We start from the raw sequence: 22484 nt of genomic DNA, 5'->3' as shown, positions 1-22484 counted from the left end.
TTCGGCCTGGGAGCCGGATCGGATCCGGCGGGCTTGGTGCTGGTCATGAGGGGTGGTTCTCCTGTCGTGCCCTCTCAGGCTAACCCGCCGAAGCGGAACGTCTCACCCAAGGCTGACAGAGAGGGCTCGGCGACGGCGGGACGGCGAGACGGTGCGCCGGGCAGACAGCTCACCCAACGCGTTCATGGGGGTACAATGCGAACATCAGGGCAGGGCGGCGAGCGGCAGAAGTATGCGTTGACCTCGGATGAGCACGAGACCGATTTCTGGGGCACTGCTCACGAGGCCGAGGGGTTGTTCACACCGCTGCCGGACGGTCAGGGAGCGCGCCGAGTGCGTCTCGCTGGTTGCCGCCCGCAGGGTGGCCTACTGAGGTGCGTTGACCACGCCGGGAGTCGTCGTGCCGTTGCGGGGAACGCCTGGCTCAAGCTCCTCGACGGTGCAGGGGCGACCATGGGGTCTTACTTCGTCAACGAAGTCACCGTCATCGACGTCGAGCCTTCGGCCAGCGGTGGCGGCCTCGTCGATCTCACACTGGCATTGTGGTGCGAGAACGCCCTACCCGGAGCGGAGCACGTGTGGGACCTGGTCCGCGCGGGTCGCCTGAACCGCGTCGGCATGTGGCACGAACTCACCTCAAGGGGCAGACGAGCATGGCTCTCGGTGGCGTTGTGGTCCCGGGAGTACCGCCGCTCGGGAAGGCCTGACGCTGATGCGGGCCAGGTGTTCACCCTGGACGGCCGGCGCATCGTCGACGGAAACACCTTCTACTGTGCGATCGGCGAGGCCATCAACGGGCCCGGCGGATATTTCGGCTGGAACCTCGACGCTCTGGATGAGTGCCTGAGCGGCGGTTGGGGCGCCACCGCCCCGTTCACCTTGCACTGGGAGTCCTCGTCCGAGGCCAGGGCACGGTTGGTGGAGCGCGTGCCGGACGGCGATGGCGATATCTCACTGTTCGACCTGCTCCTGAAGATCTTCGAGGGAGGTGGCGTCAGCGTCATCCTTCGCTGACAGGCCGTTGCGCCCAGGCTTCGGCGTGAGGAACGTTCTTCGGACGGGCCAGTCGTCCGGGGGCAGGGCGGCAGAGGACGCCCGCTGACTTCGTAACCCTTCATGCCGGAACCGCCCTCAGCAATTCGCGGGTCTCGGCGACCACCCGGGCGTTGAACGCCGGGTCATGCACCTGCGCGGAACCCCGCATGGGACGTCCCCTCTCGTCGTAGTAGGCGCCGGTGGCGTCCGATTCGTCGGTGAGTACACGGGTGATCACGCGGGCGGCGGTACGCGGGTTGCTCCAGTACTTGATGAGCGGGGCCGGCGGCGAGAGCAGGTACTTCAACAGCAGACGGACGAACGGGTTGGCGTCGCGGCCGAGGTTCGTGCCGGGGGCGAAGCCGGGCTCGATGGCGTTGAAGCGCAGGCGGGGTGTCTCGCGGGCGAAGGCGAGCACCGTGGCCAGGTTGCACTGCTTGGACGTGGCGTAGGCGTCCGCGCCGGGCAGTTTCGAGCCGCCGGGCTTCCACTCGCCGCGGGCGCTCGCCTCGGCGGAGACGTACCGGGCACCGCGAAAACCGGCCATGGTGGCGGGCTTGCGCTCCGGGTCCTCCACTGCCGAGACGATGAACACCACCTGCGTGCCGTCTGCGAGGTGGGGCACGAGCGTCTCGGTGAGCACGAAGGGCCCGATGTGGTTGGTCGCATAGGCGATGTCCCAGCCGAGGGCGTTCGTACCGGAGAGGCTGGGGAAGATGCCGGCGTTGTTGAGTACGCCGGTGATCGGGAGGCCGAGCTCGACGATCCGGGCCCCGGCGCGTCGCACGCTCGTCAGGTCCGAGAGATCGCACACGACGGGGACGGCCTCTCCACCTCTGCCTTCGATGCTTCTGCGTACCTCGTCGAGCTTGGCGGCGTCGCGCCCGACCAGCACGACGGTGCCGTGCTTGGCCAGTTCGAGGGCGGTACGGCGGCCGAAGCCCGAGGTCGGGCCGGTGATGACGTAGGCCTTGGCGGACATGATGCACCTCTTGATTGTCTGACTGGACAGTCATTTATGGTCGCGCCTGGTTGCAGGGCATGAACCCGGAACGGGTCAGCCGATCATTCGCCAGAGCGCTTCGAAACCGGACCGCTTGTGCTCGTCGGCACGATCCGGGTCGCCGATGATGTAGTCGATGGTCGCCTCGGCCAGGGCGTTGCACAGCGCGAACACCAAGGTCGCCGGGGCATCGCGCATCGGGCCGTCCGCCCGGCTGCGCTCGAAGACATCCCTCATGCCCGTCATGGCCAGGCGCGCGGCCTCGTGGGTTTCCGCCGTGATCTCGTCGGAGACCTGTAGCTGCGCCAGCGTGCGGCGCTTCTGGGGGTTGACCGTCGCCCAGTCCATCCATCGCGACCACATGTGCCGCATCTGGGTGCGCGCGTCGGAGGCGGGCGCTCCTCCGAGTGCGGCTGACCCCATCTCGCCCTTCAGTTCCAGGTAGAGCTGGTTGATCAGATCGGCCTTGGTGTCGAAGTAGGTGAACAGCGACCCGTTCGAGACGCCGGCCTCCTTCGCGATGGCCGCCGTCGCCGCACCCAACCCCTGAGCAGCGATGATCCGGGTGGCGGCGGTCATGATCGCCGTTCGCTTGTCGTCGCTTCTCGGCCTGGGCATGAGTACAGCATGTAGGAGAGTGGCCAGTCAGTCAAATGCGCCATGAGATCATCCGTCCATGAGCAGCGACCCCGAAGTGAGTGCCCTGGCAATCAATGTCACGATCCCGGAGGCGCTCCGCTGGACGGATACTCGACGCGATGAGGCGTTCACGCTGACCACGCTCAACATCCGGCTGCTTCCGGACGGCCGGCTCGCCGCGAAGGCCTACGGCCGGCCGGTCGCCGGTGGCCGGGGCGCCTACGTCTCGTTCCCCGTCCCGGACAGGCCCGAACTGGCCTCCCTGATCGCGGACGCCGCCGGCCGCGCCGGGTCTCTGTGGGCCGCCCATCGCGGCCTCGGCTGAGGCCTGTTCGGCTGGATACGCGCCCGGACGCGTGTGCGGGTGACGGAGCGGCTGCTCCAGGAGGCCGAGTAGCGCGCCGTGCGCCGTGCGCGCCGTGTCGTCAGGGGCCGTCCGGGCTTACGCGGACGGCGATCAGCGTGATGTCGTCCTCGACCGGGGCCGCGACGTGCTTGACGACCGTGTCGAGCAGTTCGGGCAGCGGGCGGTGCCCGTGCCCGGTGACCAGGGCGGCCAGCGTGTCGATGGCCTCGTCGATGTCCTGCCCCCGGCGTTCCACGACGCCGTCCGTGTAGAGGAACAGGAGGGCGCCCGGTTCGAGGTGGCGCGCCTGCTCGGAGCGAGCCGGCGTTCCGATGACCGGGTGGACCATGGGACCGTGCTCCACCAGGCGCTGCGCCAACCCGCCGGGGGGCATGAGCAGGGGCGCGGGATGACCGGCGTTGCACCAGGTCAGTGCCCATGCGCCGGCCGCCGCCGGTTCAAGGCGGGTGTGGACGAGCGTGCCGCCCGGCTCCAGGCCGAGGACGGTGGTGGCCTGGTCGAGTGCCGACACCGCGGCGGCCGGGCCGTAGGGCGGGTGGTCGAACGTGGCCTGGCGCAGCATGCTGCGGACCTGGCCCATGACGGTGGCCGCGTGGGTGTCGTGTCCTGTGATGTCCCCCGCGGTCACCGCGAGTCCTGCCGCGCCGCCGGGCGTCGCCGGGGGCAGCGGGTACGCGTCGTACCAGTCGCCGCCGACCATGTCCCCCGCGGCCGCCGCGACATAGACGGCGGCGATCTCCAGGCCCTCCACTACCGGCAGCTCGGTGAGCATCGCGGCCTGCAGTTGACGTGCGACCGAGACGCGTTCCTCGACGAACAGCGCACGTTCCACGGCCTGGCTCACGTAACCGGCCACGGCGGTGAACGTGGCCCGTTCGATGAGGGTGACGTCGTGACGATCGCGCCAGCACAGCGTCAGCACCCCGACCGTGCCCGTGCTGCCCTGCAGCGGCAGGCACAGTGCCGTGGTGGCGCCCAGGGCGTCCAGGCCGGCCAGGGCTCCGGCGGAGTAGTCGCGTGCGAAGGTCTCCCGGTCCGGCACGAGCACGGCACGCCGCTCACGGAAGGCGCGCGCGGTGGGGAAGTCGTCGTCCGCCGCGAGGTGGCCGGGTTCGTCCACGATCGCCTGGTCCGCGTCGGGGTCGTACACGCGGCGCAGACCGTGCTCCTCGGCGACCAGCAGCCCCACGTAGGGGCCCTGCTCCCCGAACAGGCCGTGCAATCGCCGTCGCACATCACCGACGCCGATGCTCTGCGCCAGGTCCTCCGAGGCGCGCAGGAGCAGTTCGGCCTGCTCCATGCCGTGTCGGGCCCGCCGCTCCAGCTGCTGCGCCTCGCGGCGGCCCTCTTCCGCGGCCCGGTGGGCGGACTCGGCAGCCCGGCGTGCGGATTCCGCCCGCCTGTGCGCCGCGCGCGCCATGGCGCCGGTGCTCTCCGCCGATGCCCGCTCTTGGAGGGTCTGCTGCGTAAGGATCCGCAGCCGCAGTGCCGCCGAGCACGCGGCGGCCAGGTCCTCCAGGCCGGTCAGATCGGCGCCGCCCCACTCTCGTGGCCGGTCGTCGATCGCGCACAGCGAGCCGAGAACGTGTCCGGCCGCGTCGGTCAGCGGCATGCCCGCGTACGCGATGACGCCCAGGTCGGGGATGGCGGGACTCGTGCACAGCTCGACGTCCACCCTCGCGTCCGGGAGGACGAGGGGCCGCCCGGAGTCGACAACGTGCCGGCACAGCGAGTGCGACAGGGGCGTCTCGCGGCTGCTCGCCCACGGCTCGGCGAGGCCGACCATGCCGGGGAAGACCTGCCGGTCCTCCTCGAGCAGCGAGACCAGCGCGACCGGGACGCCCAGGAGGCGGGCCACCAGCCGCGCGAAGCGGTCCATGTCCTCGTCGGCGGCGGCGGACAGGCCTGCCAGCCGCAGCGCCTCCAGCCGCCCAGGGCCGGGCGCGCCGGGCTCACCGGCCCCCGTGCTCCGCACCACACCGACCTCCCGCGATCTCGCCTTCCGGCGCTTGCGGCCCAAAGGGAATCGTAGATCACCCGCCACCGTCCCGCCGGACGGCGGAGCGGACGCCGCCCGGTCCGCGGCGAATCCGCCACCGGGGCACAGACGCATCCGCGCCCGGACACCGAGTGGTGTCCGGGCGCGGTTCGTGGGCGGACGCGAACGCGGGCGCGGGCGGCTGCCCGGGGCGACTGCCCAGGGCGGCCTCAGCGTGCCGGGCGGTCCTGGAACTCGTCGGCGGCGGACGGGCGCCGGTCCTCGGGCCCGTAGCCGTCCACCTCGTCCACGTAGCCGTTGCCGTTGCCGTTCGCCCACGACGGCGCGGGCCTGTACCCATTCGCCGACGCGGATCCGTCTCCGTTGCCGTCCGTCGGCGTCGGGGCGGGCGCGGGCGCGAACGCGGGCGCGGGCCCAGACGCGGGCTCGGCCTCGGCCTCCGCCACGGGCGCCGGCGCGTAGCCGTCGCCCGGTGCCGGCTCGTGGCTGAGCTCGATGTCCACCTGCGTGCGGCGCATGCCGCTGGGCAGGGTGAACGTCGTCGCGTTCGGCGGGTAGCTGTTGGCCACCACCGTGTAGCCACCGGTCGGCAGGTCCGCGAACGCGTACGCGCCGTCCTCGTCCGTGACGCGGTGCGCCAGGACGTTGCCCGCGGTGTCGATCAGCGTCAGCCGCGTGTCCGGCAGGGGCGCGCCGTCCGCGTTGCGCACCATGCCGCGGATGTGCGCGGCGGGCCGCAGTTCGATGTCCTGCAGTGCGTGGCTGCCGTCGCCGAGCTCGACGGGCAGTGCGCCCGGCTGGTGGCCCGCGGCGCTGACCGCGAGGGTGTAGGCGCCGGGCGTCAGCTCGGGCAGTGCGTAGGCGCCGGAGTCGTCCGCTGTGGCCGTGGCGACGACGTCGCCCCGCTCGTCGGCCGCCACCACCAGCGCGCCCGGCACCGCCGTGCCGCCCGCGGAGCGCACCGTCCCCGTCAGGCCGCCCGCGCCGCGCAGCAGCAGGTCGGTGGTGACCGGCGTGCCGTGGTGGCTGATGGTGACCGCGTGCGGCTGCCTGCCGGACGCCGAGGCGATGACGACGTACGTGCCGGGCCCCGGATCGGCCAGGACGTACGCGCCGTCCGTGCCCGCGCCGGTACGGGCGAGCTGGCGGCCCGCCGAGTCGATCAGCGTGACGGACGCGTAGGACACCGGGCGGCCCGCCGCGTCCAGGACGTGGCCGAGCACGCCGGGTGCCTCGGCGGCCGTCGGGGTGCCCTTGGCGTGGTGGGCCGGGTGGTACGCGGGCTGCCCGGCGGACGCGGCGGACGCCGCGGACGCCGCGGACTCGACGGCCGCGACGGACGCGAGGGTCCGCTCCCCCGCCGGTTCGCCGGTCTCCTGGGCCGACGGCCCTGCGGCCGGCGCCTCGTCGTCCGGCGGCTCGGACGTGGCCTTCTCGGACGTGGCCTTCTCGGACTGGGCGAAGGCTGCCGGACGTCCCTTGCGGTAGAAGATCGCCGAGACGATCAGGCCCGCCGCGAAGAACGCGGCCGCCCACCAGTAGGCGCTCGAGTAGCTGTGCAGCGCCGACTGGACACGCACGTCCTGGTCGCCGATGTGGTCCTTCGCGTAGTTGGCGGCCGCGGTGGCGGCGATCGTGTTGAACAGGGCGGTGCCGATGGAACCGCCGATCTGCTGCATGGTGTTCACGGTCGCCGACGCCACGCCCTGGTCGCGCGGTGCGACGCCGAGGGTCGCCAGGCTCATCGCGGGCGGCATCACCAGGCCGATGCCGAAGCCGACCAGCAGCAGCCCGGGCAGCACGTGCGCCGCGTAGGTGCTGTTGAGGTCGAGGTGGGTCAGCCAGACCAGGCCCGCGGCTGCCACGCCCATGCCGACCGGGACGACCGGCTTCGGGCCGATCCGCGGGATCAGCAGGTTGGTCGAGATCTGCGCCATGACCATCAGCACGCCGATCATGGGCAGGAAGGCCACGCCGGTCTGGATCGGCGAGTACTTCAGCGTCTGTTCCAGGTAGTACGTCAGGAACAGGAAGACACCGAACATGCCCGCACCGGAGATGAACACACTCGCGTACGAGCTGGCGCGGTTGCGGTCGGCGAGCACGCGCAGCGGGAGCAGCGGGTGCTTGGCGCGGGTCTCCCACAGGGTGAACAGCACGAGCAGCACACCGCCGGCGGCGAGGAACGCCCAGACCATCCACTCGCTCCAGTCGTGCGTCTCCGCGTTGGCGAAGCCGAACACGACGCCGAAGAGGCCGGCGGCCACGAGCAGCGTGCCGAGCAGGTCGAGCTTGGGCCTGTTGGCGGGGCGCGCGCCGTGGATGAAGAAGACGGCGCCGAGCACGGCGAAGACGGCGATGGCGTCGTTGACGTAGAGGGTCCAGCGCCAGTCGAGGTGCTCGGTGAGCACGCCGCCGAGCAGCAGGCCTATGGCGCCGCCGGAACCGGCGATCGCACCGAACACACCGAACGCCCTCGACCGCTCCTTCGGGTCGGTGAACGTCGTGGTCAGCAGCGACAGCGCGGACGGCGCGAGTACGGCGCCGAACATGCCCTGGAGCGCTCGCGCGACGACCAGCATGGTGAACCCGTCGGCCGCGCCGCCCAGGGCGGACGCGCCGGCGAAGCCGATCAGGCCGATGATGAACATGCGTTTGCGGCCGACGAGGTCGGCCAGCCGCCCGCCGAGCAGCAGCAGGCTGCCGAACGCGAGCGAGTACGCCGTGATGACCCACTGGCGGCCGTTGTTGTCGAAGCCCAGGTCGTGCTGGGCGGACGGCAGGGCGATGTTCACGATGGTCGCGTCGAGCACCACCATGAGCTGCGCGAGACCGATGACGGCCAGCGCCCACCAGCGGCGGGCCGAGTGCTGCGGCGCCTCGCCGACGGTGGCGCCGCCGGGCCCCGCTGGGGCGGCGGTGTCGGCACGTACGCCGACGGAAGGGGTAGACACCGGGTCCTCCAGGTGTTTCGGATGGTGCGAACGGAAGCGCGTCGTCCGGGCGTTCGTGGGCGTACCTCACGCGTGCCGTTGGCACGTGGGACAGACGGTGGGACGGACGGTGTGACGGCTCCGTGTGCCCGCCGGCTCAGCGCCGAACCGGCGGTGTGTGGTGTGGTGTGGTGTGGTGTTGTGGCCTGGTGTTGTGCGTTGGTGTTCTGCGGTGGTGGCCGACCGGCCGATCAGCGCCGTATCGGCACTGATCAGCGCTGTCTCAGCGCGGGAAGGATCACGGCGTCCACGTACTGCTTGAGGAAGGCGGCGTCCGGTTCCGTCAGGTCGATGAGGGACCGGGCGATCACGGAACCCAGCAGGAGGTGCGGCAGGTAGGGGCGCGCGGGGCAGTCGGCGGCGGCCTCGCCGCGCCGTACGGCGCGCTCGAAGAGCGCGTCGATCGCCGAGCGGTCCTGCTGCATGAGGTCACGGAAGGCCTCCGCGAGGCCCGTGTCCTTGCTCACCGCGGGCACGACGGCACGGACCAGGTCCGTGTCCTTCTTGGCCTGCCCGATGCGGGTGGTCAGTTCGTACAGGTCACCGGCCAGGGAACCGGTGTCGAGCCCCTCGAAGTCGAAGGGCCTGTTGTGCCGGATCGCGGCCGCCACCAGGCGGGGCTTGCCCTGCCACTTGCGGTAGAGGGTGGCCTTGCTGGCGCGCGTCCTGGCCGCGACCGCGTCCATCGTGAGCGCCTCGTACCCCACCTCGCACAGCAGCGCCAGCACGGCACCGTAGATCTCGGCCTCGCGCTCGGCGGAGAGCCGGCTGCGCCTCGGGCGGACGCAGGGCCCGCGTTCCGCGGCACCTGTCTTCTCGTCCTGGGGGGCGTCCATGGGCGGCACCCCGGTCGTCCTGGCCATCCGCATCGTCACCCCGCCCGTCCGTCCGGATCCGGTCACGAGATCGCCTGATCCCGCGATCCAGCGAAACTGCTTCGTACTCTTGAGAGCGTAGAACGTCGCTTATCGAAACGCAAACGTACTCTTACGCACGCCGCGGGTCCGTTTGCCGCGTGGCCGCCTCGACGGCGAGGAGCCCCAGCCGCTCCTCGGACGCGGTGCCGGGCTCGGCGGTGTAGATGATCAGGTCGTGCACCGTCCGGCCCGGCAAGGGCAGGTCGAGTGACTGGAAGGTCAGTTCCAGGTGCCCGGCGCCGGGGTGCTGGAGCCGTTTGATGCCGTCGTGGCGCGTCAGGACGTCGTGCGCGGCCCAGTGGCCGCGGAACTCCGGGCTGAGGGTGGACAGCTCGCCGACGAGTTCGCGCAGCGCCCGGTCGCGGGGCTCGCGCCCGGCCTCGGCGCGCAGCAGGGCGGCGGTGGCGGCGCCGACGGGGAGATCGCGGAACTGGAGGCGCTGGCGGACGCGGCGGACGTCGACACGCGCGGCTGGTGGGAGCAGGAGATGCGGCAGCCATAGGAAATCCCTATGCCGTCTGCTCACTTTTCGTCTTTGCCTCTCATTCTTCACCCGGCCTACGGTCAACGGCATGACCGAATTGAAGAATGAAACGGAAATGCGGGAACTCGCGGGAAAGCGGGCTCTGGTCACGGGCGGTTCACGCGGAATCGGCGCGGCCATTGTGCGCCGGCTTCTGGACGCGGGCGCCGAGGTGCTCACGACCGCCAGGTCGAAGGCGAGCACGGTTCCCGAGGGTGCCGCCTTCGTGGAGGCCGACGTACGGACGCGGGCCGGCGCCGAGGCGCTCGCGGCGGCCGCGCGGGAAACGCTCGGCGGGGTGGACATCCTGGTCGACAACGCGGGCGGGGCGCTGCCGTTCCCGAGTGCCGGGGCCATCCCCGACGAGGAGTGGCAGGACCAACTGGACCTGAACTTCCTTGCGTCGGTGCGGCTGGACTCGCTGCTGACCCCGGGCATGCGCGAACGGCGCTCGGGCGCGGTCGTGCACGTCTCGTCGGCCGCCGTCCCCACCTCGGCGCCGCCGTTCCTGCACTACACGGCGGCAAAGGCGGCGCTGGAGAACTACAGCCGCGGACTGGCCCTGGAGCTGGCCTCGTTCGGGGTCCGGGTCAACGCGGTCTCCCCCGGCAGGACCGCGACGCCCGGCGGCGAGGCGACGCGCGAGCAGTGGGCGCGCCTGAGCGAGGGCCCCGGCCAGGACAACACCGCCCCGCCCCTGGGACGCGACGGCCGGCCCGAGGACATCGCGGAGGCGGTGCTGTTCCTCGTCTCGGACCGTGCGAGCTGGCTGACCGGACGCAACCTCGCCGTCGACGGCGGCGAATTCCCCGCGGCCTGACACCACCGAAGGGACGGAAAGGCCCGAACAAAGAATTCAGAGCCGGTCGCTCTCCCGGTCGCTTTCCCGGTAGTGCCAGGTTTCCTGGCGCAGGAATTCGAGAAGGGCCGTTTCCGCCGGGCCCGCGCCCGGTCGGATAGCGGCGACGGCGGGTACGGAGACAGCGGGGAGCACTGGGCGCGTGAGGTGCTCGAAGCCTGGAGGCACGGCGGAGGCAGGGACGAGCGTCACGCCAAGGCCGTGGGCGGCCCAGCGCACCGCCGTCGCCGTCTGGGAGACGCGGGCGACGGTGGCCGGGGCGAGGCCGTTGGCGCGGAGCACGTCCCGCAGCACGCCGTCGAGCGCGCTGTCGTGGTCGAACCTGATCCACGGCTCCCGGGCCACTTCGCACAGTTCGACCCGGCGGCCGGCGAGCTGGGCGCGCTCGGGGCCGAGCACGGCGACGAACTCCTCGTCGCCGAGGTGATGACCCTCGTACAGGTCTTCTTCACCGCACGGCCCGGCCATCAGGGCGACGTCGACCACGCCACGGCGCGCCAGCCGCTCGAGCTCGGCGGGGTTCGCCTCCTCGAAGACGGTGATCTCGAGGCGCGGGAACCGGCTGCGCAACGCGGTCAGCGCGCCCGGGAGTTGCCGCGTGCCGAGGCCCATCTGCACGGCGACCACCAGCTCGCCCTCCAGCTCGGCGGCGCCGGCCCGCGCCGTCGCCTTCGCCCGCCGGGCCGCCCGCAACGCGACCTCCGCGTCCCGCAGGAACGCGCGTCCCACGGCGGTGGGCACGAGACCGGCCGGCGTGCGGGCGAACAGCGTCACGCCGAGCTCCCGCTCGAGGCCGCGGATCTGCTGCGACACCGACGGCTGTGCGACGTGCAGCGACTCGGCGGCCGCCGTCACCGAGCCGGCCTCGGCCACGGCGAGGGCGTACTCGAACTGGCGAAGGCTCATCGGCTCCGTCCCTTCCCGCGGCGGCAGGCAGTGGCCCGCGGTGGCAGGCAGTGGCCCGCGACGGGTCGCGGTCTGCCCCGCCGTCGTGGCAAGCCTAGGCGAGCGGCCCGCCCATCGGTCCCGGCGAGGCCGGGGGCGGGCCCCTGCCGGGGGCGGGCCCCTGCCGGGCTCAGGCGTCGAGCGCCGCCGCTCCCGGCGCGGGGACCTCCCCCGGCGCGGACGCCACGCCGTCCCCTCCCCCGCGGCCAGGCTTCCCGCCGCCCGCCGTCGCCGCTCTGACGGCCGGGATGGCGGCCGCGATCAGCGCAGCGACCAGCGACACACCGCACCCGACCAGCAGCGCCGTGCGGAAGCCGGACTCCGATGCGATCTTGAAGCCGCCCATCGAGACGGTCATCTGGGAGAGGACCACACCGATCACGGCCGAGCCGATCGACGTGCCGAGGGAGCGCATCAGCGAGTTGAAGCCGTTGGCGGCAGCCGTCTCGGACAGCGGGACGGCGCTCATGATCAGCGCCGGCATCGCCCCGTACGCGAGTCCGACGCCGCTGTTGGCGACGATGGCGGCCAGCATCAGGCCCCACGCGGAACCCATCAGCGGCAGGGAGAGTCCGTAGCCGACGGCGATCACCAGCACGCCGCTGATCAGCGTGAACTTGGGGCCCTTGGCGTCCGTGAGCTTCCCGCCGAGCGGGGAGACGAACATCATCATGAGGCCGCCGGGCGCCATCCACAGGCCGGAGGCGAGCAGCGACTGGCCCAGCCCGTACCCCGTCGCCGACGGCAGCTGCAGCAGTTGCGGCATGACGAGCATGCTCGCGTACATGCCGAAGCCGACGAAGACGGACGCGATGTTGGTCAGCAGCACCCGGGGACGCGCGGTGGTGCGCAGGTCGATCAGCGGGTCGCGGGTCCGCAGCTCCCACAGGCCCCAGGCCACCAGCACGACGACGGCGGCGGCGAGCAGGCCGAGCGTCGTCCCCGAGCCCCAGCCCCAGTCGCTGCCCTTGGAGACCGCGAGGAGCAGGCACACAAGACCGATGGCGAGGCCGATCGAGCCGAGACCGTCGAAGCGCTGGCCCTTGGCCGACCCGGTCGGCACGTCGGGGATGAGGAAGTGGACCAGCACCGCGATCGCCACGGCCAGCACGGCGGCACCCCAGAACAGCACGCGCCAGCTGGCGTACTGCGCGACGGCCGCGGCGATCGGCAGGCCGAGCCCGCCGCCGATGCCCATGGAGGCGCTGACGAGGGCGATGGAGGAGCTCAGCCGCTCGGCCGGGACGGTGTCGCGCAGGAGCGCGATGCCGAGCGGCACCATGCCCATGCCCATGCCCTGAAGGCCGCGCCCGACGATCATCGGTATGACGGAGGACGAGAGGGCGCACACCACCGAGCCCACCAGCAGCGGCACGCAGCACGCGAGGATGATCCTGCGCTTGCCGAACATGTCGCCCAGGCGCCCGGACACCGGCACGCAGACGGCGCCGACGAGCAGGGTGACGGTGATGACCCAGGCCGCGTTCGACGCGGACGTGTGCAGCAGGCGCGGCAGTTCCGCGATGAGCGGCGTGACCAGCGTCTGCATAAGCGCCGCCGCGGTGCCCGCGAAGGCCAGCGTGGCGATGACGCCGCCCGCGCGGGCCGATGGCTGGGGAGCGTCCATACCGGACTCCTCGGTTGTCAGGTCGATCAGGGATGCCGACATGCATCGTACATGCGATATGCATGAGCCACGATAGATGTATGGCACACATCGCTGGGTAGGATGGACGCGGGCCGCGCCGAGGGACGCGCCGGCAGGGCCCGAGCGACAGACGGGAGGCGCCGAGCGCATGGTCAAACCCACGTACGAGGTCGAGTACGAGCAGATGCTGCTCGGACGGCACACCCTCGTGCACCACAGGAACCGCAAGGACAGCTCCCTGGAGCGCAGCGCCTACATCCTGCTCAGCCGCATCCGCGTGCAGGGACCGATGTCGATCGGCGAGCTGAGCGACGCCTTCGGCCTCGACACCTCGACCCTCAACCGGCAGACCGCCGCGGCCATGAACGCCGGGCTCGTCGAGCGCATCCCCGACCCCGGCGGCGGCATGGCCCGCAAGTTCCGCATCACGGACGCGGGCGCCCGGATGCTGGACGAGGAGCGCGAACGCACCGTCGAGGGCCTTGACCGGGTCATGACGGACTGGTCGGACGAGGACATCAGCGCGTTCGCCTCGTACCTGCGGCGCTTCAACACCGACATCGAACGCCTCGGCGGCAGGCCCTGGCCACGGCCCTGAGCGGGCGGCCGGGGCCTGCTAAAGGTCGAGGACGACCTCGCCGGCGGGCGCGCTGCAGCAGACGAGGACGGTGCCGGGCTCCGGAGGTTCGAGCGGCTCCGTCGTGTACGTGACGTCGCCGTCCACGAGGTGGGTGACGCATGTGTGGCACACGCCCGTGCGGCAGGACCAGCGGGTGGGGACGTCGCACGCCTCGGCGAGGTCGAGGAGGGACGCGTGGCCGGCCGACCAGGGCGTGGTGACGCCGCTGCGCGCGAAGGTGACGAGGGGGCCCGTGCCCGGGGCGCCGGGCGGCTGATGCGGACGGACCGCCGCTTGCCCGGCGACCCCTGTGACGCCGGTGCCTCCTGTGACGCCGGGGTTGATCGCCGGCAGGGCGCTGAACTGCTCGGTGTGGATCCGCTCGGGCGGCAGGCCGCGCTCGCGCAGGAAGCCGGAGAGGGCGTCCATGAAGGCGGACGGCCCGCAGAGGTACGCGTCGGCGTCGGCGGGGACGCCCATGTCCGCGAGCGCTCGGGCAGTGGGACGCCCCTGGGTGACGTGGAGTTCGCCGGGGCGCGGAGCGTCGGAGGTGTAGAAGATGTGCTCCTGGGCGGTCGGCAGCCGCTCAAGGAGGGCGTGCGCCTCGTCGGCGAAGGCGTGCTGTGCGCGGTCGTGGGCGGTGTGGATCCACCACACGGGCCGCGGGTCCTTCGTGGCGGCGAGCCGGTGCAGCATGGCGAGCACGGGGGTGGCGCCGATGCCCGCGGACACGAGGACGATCGGGCGGTCGCCGCCCTGGAGCACGAACGTCCCGCGCGCACTGGCCACGTCCAGCAGGCCCCCGGGGCGCAGCGCGGCGTGGATGAAGCCGCTGACCTTGCCGTGCGGCTCGTGCTTGACGCTGATGCGGTAGGTGGAGTCCGTGGGCACGGAGGAGAGCGAGTAGCTGCGCACGGCGGGGGCCGCAGGGGCATGCGGGGCTTCAGCGGTCCCGGGGACCGCGGGGGCTCCGGAGGCTTTCGCATCCGCGGTGAGGCGCACGGAGAGGTACTGGCCCGGGCGGGCGTCCGGCACGGGCGCTCCGTCGAGAGTGTCGAGGTAGAGCGACGAGACGGTGGCGGTCTCCCGGACGATGCGGGTGACGCGCATCGCCCTGAAGCCCGGCCACGCCGGCTCTTTCTTGGGCTGCCGCGTCCCGGCGCCGGCTTCCGGCCACCCCGGTTCGGCCTCGGGCTGCCGGGCCGCGGCGAGTTCGCGGAAGGACTGCTGCCACCCGGGGCTGAGCGCCGGGATGTTCAGCGCCTGGCGCAGCTTCTCGGGGTCGCGGCGGGGCAGGTAGAGCAGCGCGTCGGCGTCCGCGACGGTGAGTTCCTCCGGGCCCCTGCGGGTCAGGGTGATCTCGTCACCCGCCCGGACGCGCCCCTCGGTGATCACGCGCAGATAGAAACCGGGGCGGTGGTGGGCGACGAGGAGCGACGCCATGGTGGGTTCGCCCAGGCGCATGCCGACGCGGTAGCAGGTCACGCGCGGCTGGGTGACCTCGAACTCCGCTTCGCCCACGCGGTAGCGGTCGCCGACGCACACCTCGTCGTCGGGCAGGCCGTCCACGGTGAAGTTCTCGCCGAAGATCCCGAAGTCCAGGTCGTCCCGGCCGAGTTGCTCACGCCAGTACCGGTACGACTGGAGTTGGTAGACGAGGACGGCCCTGATCTCCCCACCGTGCCCCGCCAGGTCGCCCTGGCCGTCACCGTCGACGTTCAGCCGCCGGACCATGCGGGGGCCCTCCACGGCGGACTTCCACGCTCCGGTGTGGACGGTCTTCCCCTTCCAGGGGACATCACGGGGCTTCCCCACGTTGACCGACAGCAGCGTCGCCATTGCGGACCTCCTGCGGGGGTGGCCGGGTATCGGCCCGTGCACCGATCCCGATCCTAATTCGCCCCGGCCGCACGGACCACGCGCTCACTCTAACCGGCTAATACCATTTGACTGGTTATAGCGAGCGTGTTCCACTGGGTGCAAGGACCGATACAGCTCGACCCAGGGGTCGCGACCACGGCCTCTCCGTCCAGAAGGAACCCGCCATGGGACTGTCCTGGCAGCAAGGCCCACTCTCCGCCGGCGCGATCGGGCACTTCCTCACCGCCGACCCACTCCCCGAACGGCTCCTCTACGCGGAGCGGCTGCGCCGCAGGATGCGCGTGAGGTTCCACGGGGTGTGGATCGCCGACAGCGAGGACGTGCTGCTGCTCCACGAGCCGAGCCGCTACCCCGTCGCCTACTTCCCCCGCGCGGACGTCGTCGACCAGGCCCTGGTCCCGAGCGGCAAGGTCACCCACCACAAGGACCTCGGCGAGACCTCCTGGTACGCCGTACGCGCGGGCGACCGCACCGCCGAGCGCGCCGCCTGGGAGTTCGCCGCGCCGCCCGCCCATGCCGCAGAGTTCGAGGGGCGCATCGCCTTCGCGTGGCGGGCGATGGACGCCTTCTACGAGGAGGACGAGCGGGTCCTGGGACACGCCGCCGACCCGTACCACCGCATCGACATCCGCGACACGTCGAGGACCCTGGAGGTCCGCCTCGGTGACGCCGTCATCGCCCGCTCCGAGCACCCCGTCGTGCTCTTCGAGTCGGGGTTCGCGCCGCGCTGGTACGTCCCGCGCGGCGACGTCGACGAGGCACGGCTGCTCCCGGTCGAGGGCCGGACGTTCTGCCCCTACAAGGGCCTGTGCGACTACTACGACATCGGCGACGCGCGCCGTGCCGCGTGGTCGTACCGCGACGCGTACCGCGAGGTCGACAGGGTCAGCGACCTGGTGTCGTTCGAGGCGGACAAGGTCGAGGTCCGGCTCGACGGCGAGCGGCTGCGCCCCGAGCCCGGGCAGAACGTGATCCCGCACGGCATCGACCGCGGGCTGGACGTCGACGAGGTGGAGGGCCGCTGAACGCCGGCTCAACCGACGGCGGTGAGCCACTCCCGCACGGCCGAGACGTCACCGGCGTCGGAGATCAGGCCGACATGGCCGTCGGGGCGGATCAGCACGAGCGTGCGCTCGCCCGCGCCGTAGGCGGCGGCGAGGTGGCCCGCGGTGTCGGCGACGTCGTCGGGCCCGGTCGGCTGCCCGCCGACGCGGAGCGTCCTGAGGCCTGACGGAGGGGGCGCGACGGCGGCCAGGGGGCTTGTCTCGCTGGCCGCGCTCGTCGCGTCCGTCGCGTCCGTCGCGCCGAAGTCCAGCAGCGTGAAGCGCCCGCCGCGCGTCAGATCGAACAGCCGGCGCCCGCCTTCCGCCGTCGTCAGCCCGGTCGCGTCGGGGGCGCGGTCGCCGGCGCGGAGCAAGCACGTCTCGTCGCGGTCGTCGCGGTCGTCGCGGTCGTCGCGGCCGCCCCGGTCGTCGCGTGCGAGTGCGGAGCCGCGGTAGCCCACGCCGAGCTGTGTCGTGCTGGTGTCGCGCTGGACGGACATGCCGTTCTGTTCGAGCGTCTGCCGGAGGCGCTCGTTCGAGAGCGCGAGCACGCCGGCTGCGACCGGGCGCCGCTCGGCCTCGTAGGTGTCGAGCAGCGCACGCGGGGCGCCCATCTCGACGGCCGCGAGCTTCCAGCCGAGGTTGTGCGCGTCCTGCATGCCGGTGTTCATCCCCTGGCCGCCCGCGGGCGAGTGGATGTGCGCCGCATCGCCCGCGAGGAACACGCGGCCCTCCCGGTAGCGGTCGACCAGGCGGATGTTGGCGCGCCACAGCGACGACCACTCCGGCTCGTGGAGACGGATGCCGGTGCGTCCGCTGCGTCCGCTGCGTCCGCTGCGTCGATCGAGGATCGTCTGCATGTTCGCGAGGCTGAGCTCGGGGTCCTGTCCCGGCGCGATGAGAGCCTGGTACTGGAAGAGATCGGTCGAGGGCAGCGGACAGAGGCTGACGAGGCCGTCCGCGTGGCGCCACATGTGCCAGGCGTCGCGGTCGAGGCCGTCGAGCGCCACGTCGGCGACGATCATCCGCACCTCCTCCCGCGTCTCGCCCTCGAACGCGATGCCGGCCTCCTTGCGTACGACGCTGTGGCCGCCGTCGCAGCCGACCAGCCGGCCGGCGGTGACCGTCTCGGTCTCGCCGCCCTTGACGACCACGGCGGAGACACCGTCGTCCGACTGGCCGAACCCGGTGAGCGACGTGCCGAACTCGACCTCGCCGCCGAGCTCGGCCAACCGCAGCCTGAGGGCTTCCTCGATGCGCCATTCAGGCGTGATCAGGCTCGTCGTGTACGGGATGTCGGGGCGGTCACGCAGGGACTCGGGCTCGCCGCCGCCCAGCGTGACCCGGCCGTCGGGGGCGGTCGACCGCATCGGCATCGCCATCAGGCCGTGCGCGATGACGCGGTCGGCGATGCCGAGATCGTCGAGCAGCTCCAGGGTGCGCGGCTGGATGCCCTTGCCGCGCGAGCCGGGCTGCGGGCCGTCGGACGCCTCGATCAGGCGGAACGGGACGCCGCGGCGGGCGAGTTCGCAGGCCAGCGTCAGACCGGTCGGCCCGGCACCGACGATCAGCACCGCGGTCGTCGTCCCGATTGTCTCAGCCATCTCGATCACCTCGTCAGCTCGCCGACCCGTCAACGCAAGAAAGGAATCCCTTTCTCATCAGAGTAGGCACGGTTTGCTAAGAAAGGCAAACCTTTCTATCGTGGCGTGGTGGTTACCGAGGACCCCGCGCCCGCCCGCCGCCGGCGTCACGGCAAGGAGCTGGAGGCCGCTCTGCTCACGGCGGGGTGGGACGAGCTGGTCGAGGCCGGGTACGCGCGCCTGACGATGGGCTCGATCGCCGCACGCGCCCGCACCAGCGAGGCGGTGCTCTACCGGCGCTGGGCCAACAAGGACCAGCTCGTGCTCGCCGCGATCGAGCACCACAGGAATGCCAACCCGGTCACCGTCCCCGACACCGGCAGCCTGCGCGGCGACCTGCTCGCCCAGCTGACGGCCATGAGCGAATCGCTCGCCGGGTTCTTCGCCATCGCCGCGGCCGCCGCCTTCTCGGGCCTGCTGGCCGACACCGGCCTCACACCGTCCCAGGCACGCGAGCGGGTGATGGATGCGCAAGGGCTACCGCACACGCGGACCATCTATCAACAGGCCCACGACCGGGGCGAGATCGACCTCGAACACATCGACCCCGCCGTGCTGGCCATGCCGTTCGACCTGGTCAGGCACGACATGCTGATGGACCTCGGCCCGCTGGACCCCGAGCGCATCAGGACGATCGTCGACGAACTCTTCCTGCCGCTCGTACGCGGCCACCGGCTCGTACGCGGCGACCGGACGGACAGGAGCGCCCGTCCGCCGACGTCCTCATGAACCGGGCGCGGCGCGCACGGCACCGCTACCGGCGGGCGTCCGCAGAAGCCCGTCGACGCCCTGCAGGAAGGTCTCGGACACCAGCGCAGGGTCGAAGAGGCAGCCGGCGGCCATCGCCCCGTCCCGCAGCATGACGAGATGCCGGCCGGCCGCGTCGGCGGGCGCGTGCCCGGCCTGGTCAAGCAGCTCCGTGACGGTGCTCAGGAACCACTCGCGGTGGGCCAGCACGGCCTCGTGGACGGGGTGGGTGGGGTCGGGGTACTCGGCCACCGCGTTGAGGAAGGCGCATCCGCGGAAACCGGGCGACTGGATCCCGTCGGCGATGGACCGGCCCACGGCCCGCACCCTGTCGGCCGCCGAGCCCGCGCTCGCCGTCGCGGCGGCGACCTGCGCCCTGATGCCCAGGTCGGCCTGGTCCAGGTAGGCGAGGATGAGCTCCTCCTTGCCGGCGAAGTGCCGGTACAGCGTCGCCCGGGTCACCTGCGCCTCGGCGGTGATCCGGTCGACGCCGACGGAGTGGATCCCCTCCGCATAGAAGATCTTCGTCGCCGTACCGAGCAGCCTGGCCCGCGCTTCGGACGTGCTGCCGCCTGCTGTGCCCCGACTCATGGGGCCAGACTATCGCACCCACGAGGGAGAACGTTCGGTCTTGACAAGTACTCATGACGCCCTCTTGAATACCGGCGAGCCACAGAAGACCGAACGTTCTCCCTCACATCAACGCCACATATCCACCACCCGAAAGGCCACCCCATGGACGCTCTCGCCGACCCCCGCCCCGCCCCCACCGCCGCGCACGCGGCCCCCGCGGCCCTGCGGAAGCTGTACCTCCTGCGCTTCGCGTTCGCCGCCGTGTGGGCCATCCTGCTCTTCGCGTCCGCCGGCACGCTGGGCCCGCTGAGTGCGACCCTGCTGGTGCTCTACCCGCTGTTCGACGTGGCGTGTGCCGTCGCCGACATCCGGTCGGCCAGGGCAGCGAGGGCGCCCGGGACGGCCCAGGGCCAGGCGCGCGCCCTGTACGTGAACATCGCGCTCAGCGCTCTCGCCGGCGTCGGCCTCGTCGTCGCCGCCACGTCCGGTATCCCGTCGGTCCTGCGCGTGTGGGGCCTGTGGGCCATCACGGCGGGCCTCGTCCAGCTGGTGGTCGGCGCTGTCCGGCGCGGTCTCGGAGGCCAGTGGCCGATGATCGTCAGCGGCGCGATCTCCGCCGTCGCCGGTGCGTCCTTCTTCGCGCAAGCGGGCAAGGACAACGCCTCTCTCGGCAGCCTGGCCGGCTACGCCGTCCTCGGCGGCGTCTTCTTCCTCGTCTCCGCGCTCCGCATTGGACGCGGCACGGGGCGCGGCACGGGACGCGCCGGCAAGGACGCGTGACCTCAGCCGCGTGACCTCAGCCCTCGCGGGCCAGCGCCTCCGTCAGCGCGTCCAGCAGGCCGGGCGCCGCCTGCTGGAGGGCCGCGCGCCGCAGGCGGTGGCCACGCGAGGAGCCGACCATGACCGGGTGGACGATCCCCGCCTCCACGAGGATCTTGAAGTGGTGGGTCGCGGTGGACTTGCTGAGTCCCTCGTAGAGGTCCGAGCAGGGGGCTTCACCGGCGGACGAAGTCGCCAGGCGGCGAACCATCTCCAGGCGTGCGGGGTCCGCGAGGGCGCGCAGCACTTTCTGCACGGGTCCGACGGGCGGCAACTGGTCGAGCGGGGTTTCCCAGGACGGCATCAGGCACCTTCACGTTCAGGTTTGACGAACACCGTACTCACCCTCGGCGTTCCGCCTACGGCGCGCTCATCACGCCCCGCCCACGCTCCTCGTCGGCAGCGGCGCGACGGTCTGGTGCGGCACCACGATCTTCCCCTCCTTCGCCGTGCTCGCGGCTCTGCTCTACGTCTCCGCCGTGGTCGCCGACCGCGTGCTGAACCGCCGGGGGGCGTCCGTCGAGCCGCGGTCACGTCGTCCCGTTACGTCCTGCGCGGGCAAGGGCACCCGTCGCGCATGGCACTCACACACAGCACGTACCGCACGCGCCGCACGCACGGTCACGGCCGCGGGCCGGCCGCGTCCATCGGCATCGGGGTCGCGGCGGGCATGACGGCCGCGGCGGGACTCCTGTTCGGCCGCAAGGCGGCCACGATCAGCAAGATCGGCAAGGGGCATCCGCTCAAGCACCGGGCGCTCGACCTGGCGGCCGGCGCAATGCAGCAGAAGTACCCGCTCGACGCGATGAGCACGTACCTCAACGGCTTCCACATGTACGCCGACGACATGGGCCGCCAGGTGGAGGCCACGCACTTCTGCATCCACCTGCGGCACGACCTGCACCAGTGCGTGATCTTCGACCGCAACGCACCCGACGCACGCCTGATCGGCATCGAGTACATCATCAGCGAGGAGCGCTTCCGCGGCCTCCCCGAGGACGAAAAGCGGCTCTGGCACAGCCACCAATACGAGGTGAAGTCCGGTTCACTCACCGCCCCCGGCATCCCGGACATGGCCGAACACGCCTATTTCGAGGACCTCGTGACGACCTACGGCAAGACGTTCCACACGTGGCAGTACGACCGCGACGACTTCCCGCTGGGCATCCCGCAACTGATGATGGGCTTCACCGAGGACGGCCAGGTGTCGGACGACCTGGTCCGCGACCGTGACCGCAGGCTCGGCGTCTCGACAGCGCACAAGCGGCAGAACAGGGCCGACATCCCGATGCCAGACGTAGCACCGGGCGCCAACGCGTGGGAGAGCGGCAGGACCGTGCGGACACGGATCGAGGAGACGGACTTCAAGCGGTAGCCGCGAGCGAAGCCCTGCTCCCCCGCCACTCCCCACTGCCGCAGCCGTGGTCGAGCTCACGCCCGGTGCCACGCGGGGGGCCTCAGCAGGTGGCGACAGGCACGGCGGTCACGGCGTGCGAGCGGGCGTCGTCGGCACCAGGCCGACGCGTGATCGCGTAACACTGCTGGAGTGGCGGGCTGACGCCGCCATCGCGAACGAGCACGACGACGACGGCCGCGCCGTCGTGGCGCACGACCTTCTTGACGACGTCGTCGCGCAGCCGGTCGGTGGGGGCCAACGCCTGGGCTACTTTCGCTTGGGACACCTCTTCAGTGGTCATGTTCGCGATGCGGTCCCGTGCCCAATCCACCTCGCGTGCGATCGACCGGCCTGATGCGCAGGGGTCGTCGTGGCGCTCGGCCAGCTTCGTCGTCCACGCTGCGCCGGCCGTCCGGGAGTACGTCAGAGTGAAGCAGCGTTCCACCCTGGTGGGCCCGCCAGTGATCACGAATCCCGTCTCGCTGTACGTGGCGGACCACGAGGTCGTGGCGGTGTACGTGCTGTGTGTCGGGTCGTAGACGATGACGGGGGCGTGAGTGTGCCGCCAGATCACCGCCGTCAGTGCGTCGGGGGCGGTTGCGCGGGTCGAGTTCAGTGCGCGGGCCGTGGAGTCCGAGGCGTGCTGGGCTTTCCCGAGGACGGTGGCCATGGCGGCATGCTCCCGCTGGGTGTTCACGTGTCCCGTGTGCCACGCCTGGTACCAGAGGTAGGTGCACAGAGCCACCGGGATCATCAGCAGGACGAGGCAGCCGTTGGCGACGTGACGGGTGAGACGTCCTGTCGTCGAGTGGTCGCGAGAGCCGGCGGCCATGTG

Annotated in this window: 21 protein-coding genes and 1 pseudogene; 8 read left to right on the top strand and 14 right to left on the bottom strand. The window is 71.8% G+C overall.

Annotated features, from left to right (window positions below; translation table 11 throughout):
- Window positions 1-453: 453 nt before the first annotated feature.
- Entirely contained in the window at window positions 454-1014 is a 561-nt protein-coding gene (locus tag JFN87_RS16175) for a barstar family protein (RefSeq protein ID WP_245179904.1), read from the top strand.
- Between the two features lie 100 nt (window positions 1015-1114).
- Here JFN87_RS16175 and JFN87_RS16170 read toward each other — a convergent pair whose 3' ends face one another.
- Both JFN87_RS16170 and JFN87_RS16165 read right to left on the bottom strand, forming a co-directional pair.
- Window positions 1115-2017, bottom strand: coding sequence for an SDR family NAD(P)-dependent oxidoreductase (locus JFN87_RS16170; RefSeq protein ID WP_209340765.1), 903 nt, complete (start codon window positions 2015-2017; stop codon window positions 1115-1117).
- Between the two features lie 75 nt (window positions 2018-2092).
- Window positions 2093-2617 (bottom strand): TetR/AcrR family transcriptional regulator, encoded by a 525-nt coding sequence (locus JFN87_RS16165; protein ID WP_209340764.1) that lies wholly within the window; start codon window positions 2615-2617, stop codon window positions 2093-2095.
- A gap of 97 nt (window positions 2618-2714) precedes the next feature.
- Here JFN87_RS16165 and JFN87_RS16160 point away from each other — a divergent pair, with 97 nt between their 5' ends.
- The gene (locus tag JFN87_RS16160) at window positions 2715-3002 is read left to right on the top strand and encodes a hypothetical protein (protein WP_209340763.1); all 288 of its coding nucleotides are present in this window, start codon (window positions 2715-2717) and stop codon (window positions 3000-3002) included.
- Between the two features lie 100 nt (window positions 3003-3102).
- On the opposite strand, the gene JFN87_RS16155 is transcribed toward JFN87_RS16160, so the two are convergent.
- From JFN87_RS16155 to JFN87_RS16140, 5 genes and pseudogenes are all read right to left on the bottom strand, one after another.
- A complete protein-coding gene (locus JFN87_RS16155; protein WP_245179927.1) occupies window positions 3103-4923 on the bottom strand; it encodes a GAF domain-containing SpoIIE family protein phosphatase in 1821 nt (606 codons plus the stop codon).
- Between the two features lie 329 nt (window positions 4924-5252).
- A complete protein-coding gene (locus tag JFN87_RS34545) occupies window positions 5253-6266 on the bottom strand; it encodes an MSCRAMM family protein (RefSeq protein WP_372449237.1) in 1014 nt (337 codons plus the stop codon).
- A gap of 246 nt (window positions 6267-6512) precedes the next feature.
- A pseudogene (locus tag JFN87_RS34540) lies at window positions 6513-8009 on the bottom strand (DHA2 family efflux MFS transporter permease subunit); the annotation flags it as partial.
- A 239-nt stretch (window positions 8010-8248) separates the two neighbouring features.
- Window positions 8249-8938 carry a TetR/AcrR family transcriptional regulator gene (locus tag JFN87_RS16145; protein WP_307865474.1) on the bottom strand — a complete coding sequence of 230 codons (690 nt, stop codon included), beginning with the start codon at window positions 8936-8938 and terminating at the stop codon, window positions 8249-8251.
- Between the two features lie 85 nt (window positions 8939-9023).
- Window positions 9024-9479, bottom strand: a complete 456-nt coding sequence (locus JFN87_RS16140; RefSeq protein ID WP_307865473.1) for an MmyB family transcriptional regulator — start codon at window positions 9477-9479, stop codon at window positions 9024-9026.
- Between the two features lie 46 nt (window positions 9480-9525).
- Here JFN87_RS16140 and JFN87_RS16135 point away from each other — a divergent pair, with 46 nt between their 5' ends.
- Window positions 9526-10296, top strand: coding sequence for an oxidoreductase (locus JFN87_RS16135; protein WP_209340760.1), 771 nt, complete (start codon window positions 9526-9528; stop codon window positions 10294-10296).
- Window positions 10297-10332: 36 nt separating this feature from the next.
- Here JFN87_RS16135 and JFN87_RS16130 read toward each other — a convergent pair whose 3' ends face one another.
- Both JFN87_RS16130 and JFN87_RS16125 read right to left on the bottom strand, forming a co-directional pair.
- The gene (locus JFN87_RS16130) at window positions 10333-11241 is read right to left on the bottom strand and encodes a LysR family transcriptional regulator (RefSeq protein ID WP_209340759.1); all 909 of its coding nucleotides are present in this window, start codon (window positions 11239-11241) and stop codon (window positions 10333-10335) included.
- Window positions 11242-11410: 169 nt separating this feature from the next.
- Window positions 11411-12907, bottom strand: coding sequence for an MFS transporter (locus tag JFN87_RS16125; protein WP_209340771.1), 1497 nt, complete (start codon window positions 12905-12907; stop codon window positions 11411-11413).
- A 169-nt stretch (window positions 12908-13076) separates the two neighbouring features.
- Here JFN87_RS16125 and JFN87_RS16120 point away from each other — a divergent pair, with 169 nt between their 5' ends.
- Window positions 13077-13526 (top strand): MarR family winged helix-turn-helix transcriptional regulator, encoded by a 450-nt coding sequence (locus tag JFN87_RS16120; RefSeq protein WP_030903240.1) that lies wholly within the window; start codon window positions 13077-13079, stop codon window positions 13524-13526.
- Between the two features lie 18 nt (window positions 13527-13544).
- Here JFN87_RS16120 and JFN87_RS16115 read toward each other — a convergent pair whose 3' ends face one another.
- A complete protein-coding gene (locus JFN87_RS16115; RefSeq protein WP_209340758.1) occupies window positions 13545-15386 on the bottom strand; it encodes an MOSC and FAD-binding oxidoreductase domain-containing protein in 1842 nt (613 codons plus the stop codon).
- A 206-nt stretch (window positions 15387-15592) separates the two neighbouring features.
- Here JFN87_RS16115 and JFN87_RS16110 point away from each other — a divergent pair, with 206 nt between their 5' ends.
- Window positions 15593-16453, top strand: coding sequence for a DUF427 domain-containing protein (locus JFN87_RS16110; protein ID WP_209340757.1), 861 nt, complete (start codon window positions 15593-15595; stop codon window positions 16451-16453).
- 8 nt (window positions 16454-16461) lie between these two features.
- On the opposite strand, the gene JFN87_RS16105 is transcribed toward JFN87_RS16110, so the two are convergent.
- Window positions 16462-18075 carry an FAD-dependent oxidoreductase gene (locus tag JFN87_RS16105; protein ID WP_245179902.1) on the bottom strand — a complete coding sequence of 538 codons (1614 nt, stop codon included), beginning with the start codon at window positions 18073-18075 and terminating at the stop codon, window positions 16462-16464.
- A 108-nt stretch (window positions 18076-18183) separates the two neighbouring features.
- Between JFN87_RS16105 and JFN87_RS16100 the strand changes: the two genes are divergently transcribed.
- A complete protein-coding gene (locus JFN87_RS16100) occupies window positions 18184-18843 on the top strand; it encodes a TetR/AcrR family transcriptional regulator (RefSeq protein ID WP_209340756.1) in 660 nt (219 codons plus the stop codon).
- Here JFN87_RS16100 and JFN87_RS16095 read toward each other — a convergent pair.
- The gene (locus tag JFN87_RS16095) at window positions 18838-19452 is read right to left on the bottom strand and encodes a TetR/AcrR family transcriptional regulator (protein WP_209340755.1); all 615 of its coding nucleotides are present in this window, start codon (window positions 19450-19452) and stop codon (window positions 18838-18840) included. The genes JFN87_RS16100 and JFN87_RS16095 overlap by 6 nt on opposite strands.
- Window positions 19453-19596: 144 nt before the next feature.
- On the opposite strand from JFN87_RS16095, the gene JFN87_RS16090 reads away from it, so the two are divergent.
- Window positions 19597-20214: a hypothetical protein gene (locus JFN87_RS16090; RefSeq protein WP_209340754.1), complete on the top strand. Its 618-nt coding sequence runs from the start codon at window positions 19597-19599 to the stop codon at window positions 20212-20214.
- A gap of 16 nt (window positions 20215-20230) precedes the next feature.
- Here JFN87_RS16090 and JFN87_RS16085 read toward each other — a convergent pair whose 3' ends face one another.
- A complete protein-coding gene (locus tag JFN87_RS16085; protein WP_209340753.1) occupies window positions 20231-20557 on the bottom strand; it encodes an ArsR/SmtB family transcription factor in 327 nt (108 codons plus the stop codon).
- A gap of 273 nt (window positions 20558-20830) precedes the next feature.
- Here JFN87_RS16085 and JFN87_RS16080 point away from each other — a divergent pair, with 273 nt between their 5' ends.
- Window positions 20831-21628 (top strand): OBAP family protein, encoded by a 798-nt coding sequence (locus JFN87_RS16080; RefSeq protein ID WP_209340752.1) that lies wholly within the window; start codon window positions 20831-20833, stop codon window positions 21626-21628.
- Window positions 21629-21710: 82 nt separating this feature from the next.
- Here JFN87_RS16080 and JFN87_RS16075 read toward each other — a convergent pair whose 3' ends face one another.
- Window positions 21711-22481, bottom strand: coding sequence for a hypothetical protein (locus tag JFN87_RS16075; RefSeq protein WP_209340751.1), 771 nt, complete (start codon window positions 22479-22481; stop codon window positions 21711-21713).
- Window positions 22482-22484: the final 3 nt, after the last annotated feature.

The organism is Streptomyces montanisoli, from assembly GCF_017813245.1.
Taxonomy (GTDB): Bacteria; Actinomycetota; Actinomycetes; order Streptomycetales; family Streptomycetaceae; genus Streptomyces; species Streptomyces montanisoli.
The sequence above is the reverse complement of the archived record's forward strand: the minus strand, read 5'-3'. Positions and strand labels throughout refer to the sequence as shown.

What these genes read in the sequence shown, in the direction of transcription:
- JFN87_RS16110 (WP_209340757.1), top strand. Translation starts at nt 15,593, where the DNA reads ATGGGACTGTCCTGGCAGCAAGGCCCACTCTCCGCCGGCGCGATCGGG.
- JFN87_RS16115 (WP_209340758.1), bottom strand. Translation starts at nt 15,386, where the DNA reads ATGGCGACGCTGCTGTCGGTCAACGTGGGGAAGCCCCGTGATGTCCCC.
- JFN87_RS16125 (WP_209340771.1), bottom strand. Translation starts at nt 12,907, where the DNA reads ATGGACGCTCCCCAGCCATCGGCCCGCGCGGGCGGCGTCATCGCCACG.
- JFN87_RS16165 (WP_209340764.1), bottom strand. Translation starts at nt 2,617, where the DNA reads ATGACCGCCGCCACCCGGATCATCGCTGCTCAGGGGTTGGGTGCGGCG.
- JFN87_RS16155 (WP_245179927.1), bottom strand. Translation starts at nt 4,923, where the DNA reads ATGGACCGCTTCGCGCGGCTGGTGGCCCGCCTCCTGGGCGTCCCGGTC.
- JFN87_RS16170 (WP_209340765.1), bottom strand. Translation starts at nt 2,017, where the DNA reads ATGTCCGCCAAGGCCTACGTCATCACCGGCCCGACCTCGGGCTTCGGC.
- JFN87_RS16175 (WP_245179904.1), top strand. Translation starts at nt 454, where the DNA reads ATGGGGTCTTACTTCGTCAACGAAGTCACCGTCATCGACGTCGAGCCT.
- JFN87_RS16105 (WP_245179902.1), bottom strand. Translation starts at nt 18,075, where the DNA reads ATGGCTGAGACAATCGGGACGACGACCGCGGTGCTGATCGTCGGTGCC.
- JFN87_RS16080 (WP_209340752.1), top strand. Translation starts at nt 20,831, where the DNA reads ATGGCACTCACACACAGCACGTACCGCACGCGCCGCACGCACGGTCAC.
- JFN87_RS16085 (WP_209340753.1), bottom strand. Translation starts at nt 20,557, where the DNA reads ATGCCGTCCTGGGAAACCCCGCTCGACCAGTTGCCGCCCGTCGGACCC.
- JFN87_RS16075 (WP_209340751.1), bottom strand. Translation starts at nt 22,481, where the DNA reads ATGGCCGCCGGCTCTCGCGACCACTCGACGACAGGACGTCTCACCCGT.
- JFN87_RS16090 (WP_209340754.1), top strand. Translation starts at nt 19,597, where the DNA reads ATGGACGCTCTCGCCGACCCCCGCCCCGCCCCCACCGCCGCGCACGCG.
- JFN87_RS16135 (WP_209340760.1), top strand. Translation starts at nt 9,526, where the DNA reads ATGACCGAATTGAAGAATGAAACGGAAATGCGGGAACTCGCGGGAAAG.
- JFN87_RS16120 (WP_030903240.1), top strand. Translation starts at nt 13,077, where the DNA reads ATGGTCAAACCCACGTACGAGGTCGAGTACGAGCAGATGCTGCTCGGA.
- JFN87_RS16130 (WP_209340759.1), bottom strand. Translation starts at nt 11,241, where the DNA reads ATGAGCCTTCGCCAGTTCGAGTACGCCCTCGCCGTGGCCGAGGCCGGC.
- JFN87_RS16160 (WP_209340763.1), top strand. Translation starts at nt 2,715, where the DNA reads ATGAGCAGCGACCCCGAAGTGAGTGCCCTGGCAATCAATGTCACGATC.
- JFN87_RS16095 (WP_209340755.1), bottom strand. Translation starts at nt 19,452, where the DNA reads ATGAGTCGGGGCACAGCAGGCGGCAGCACGTCCGAAGCGCGGGCCAGG.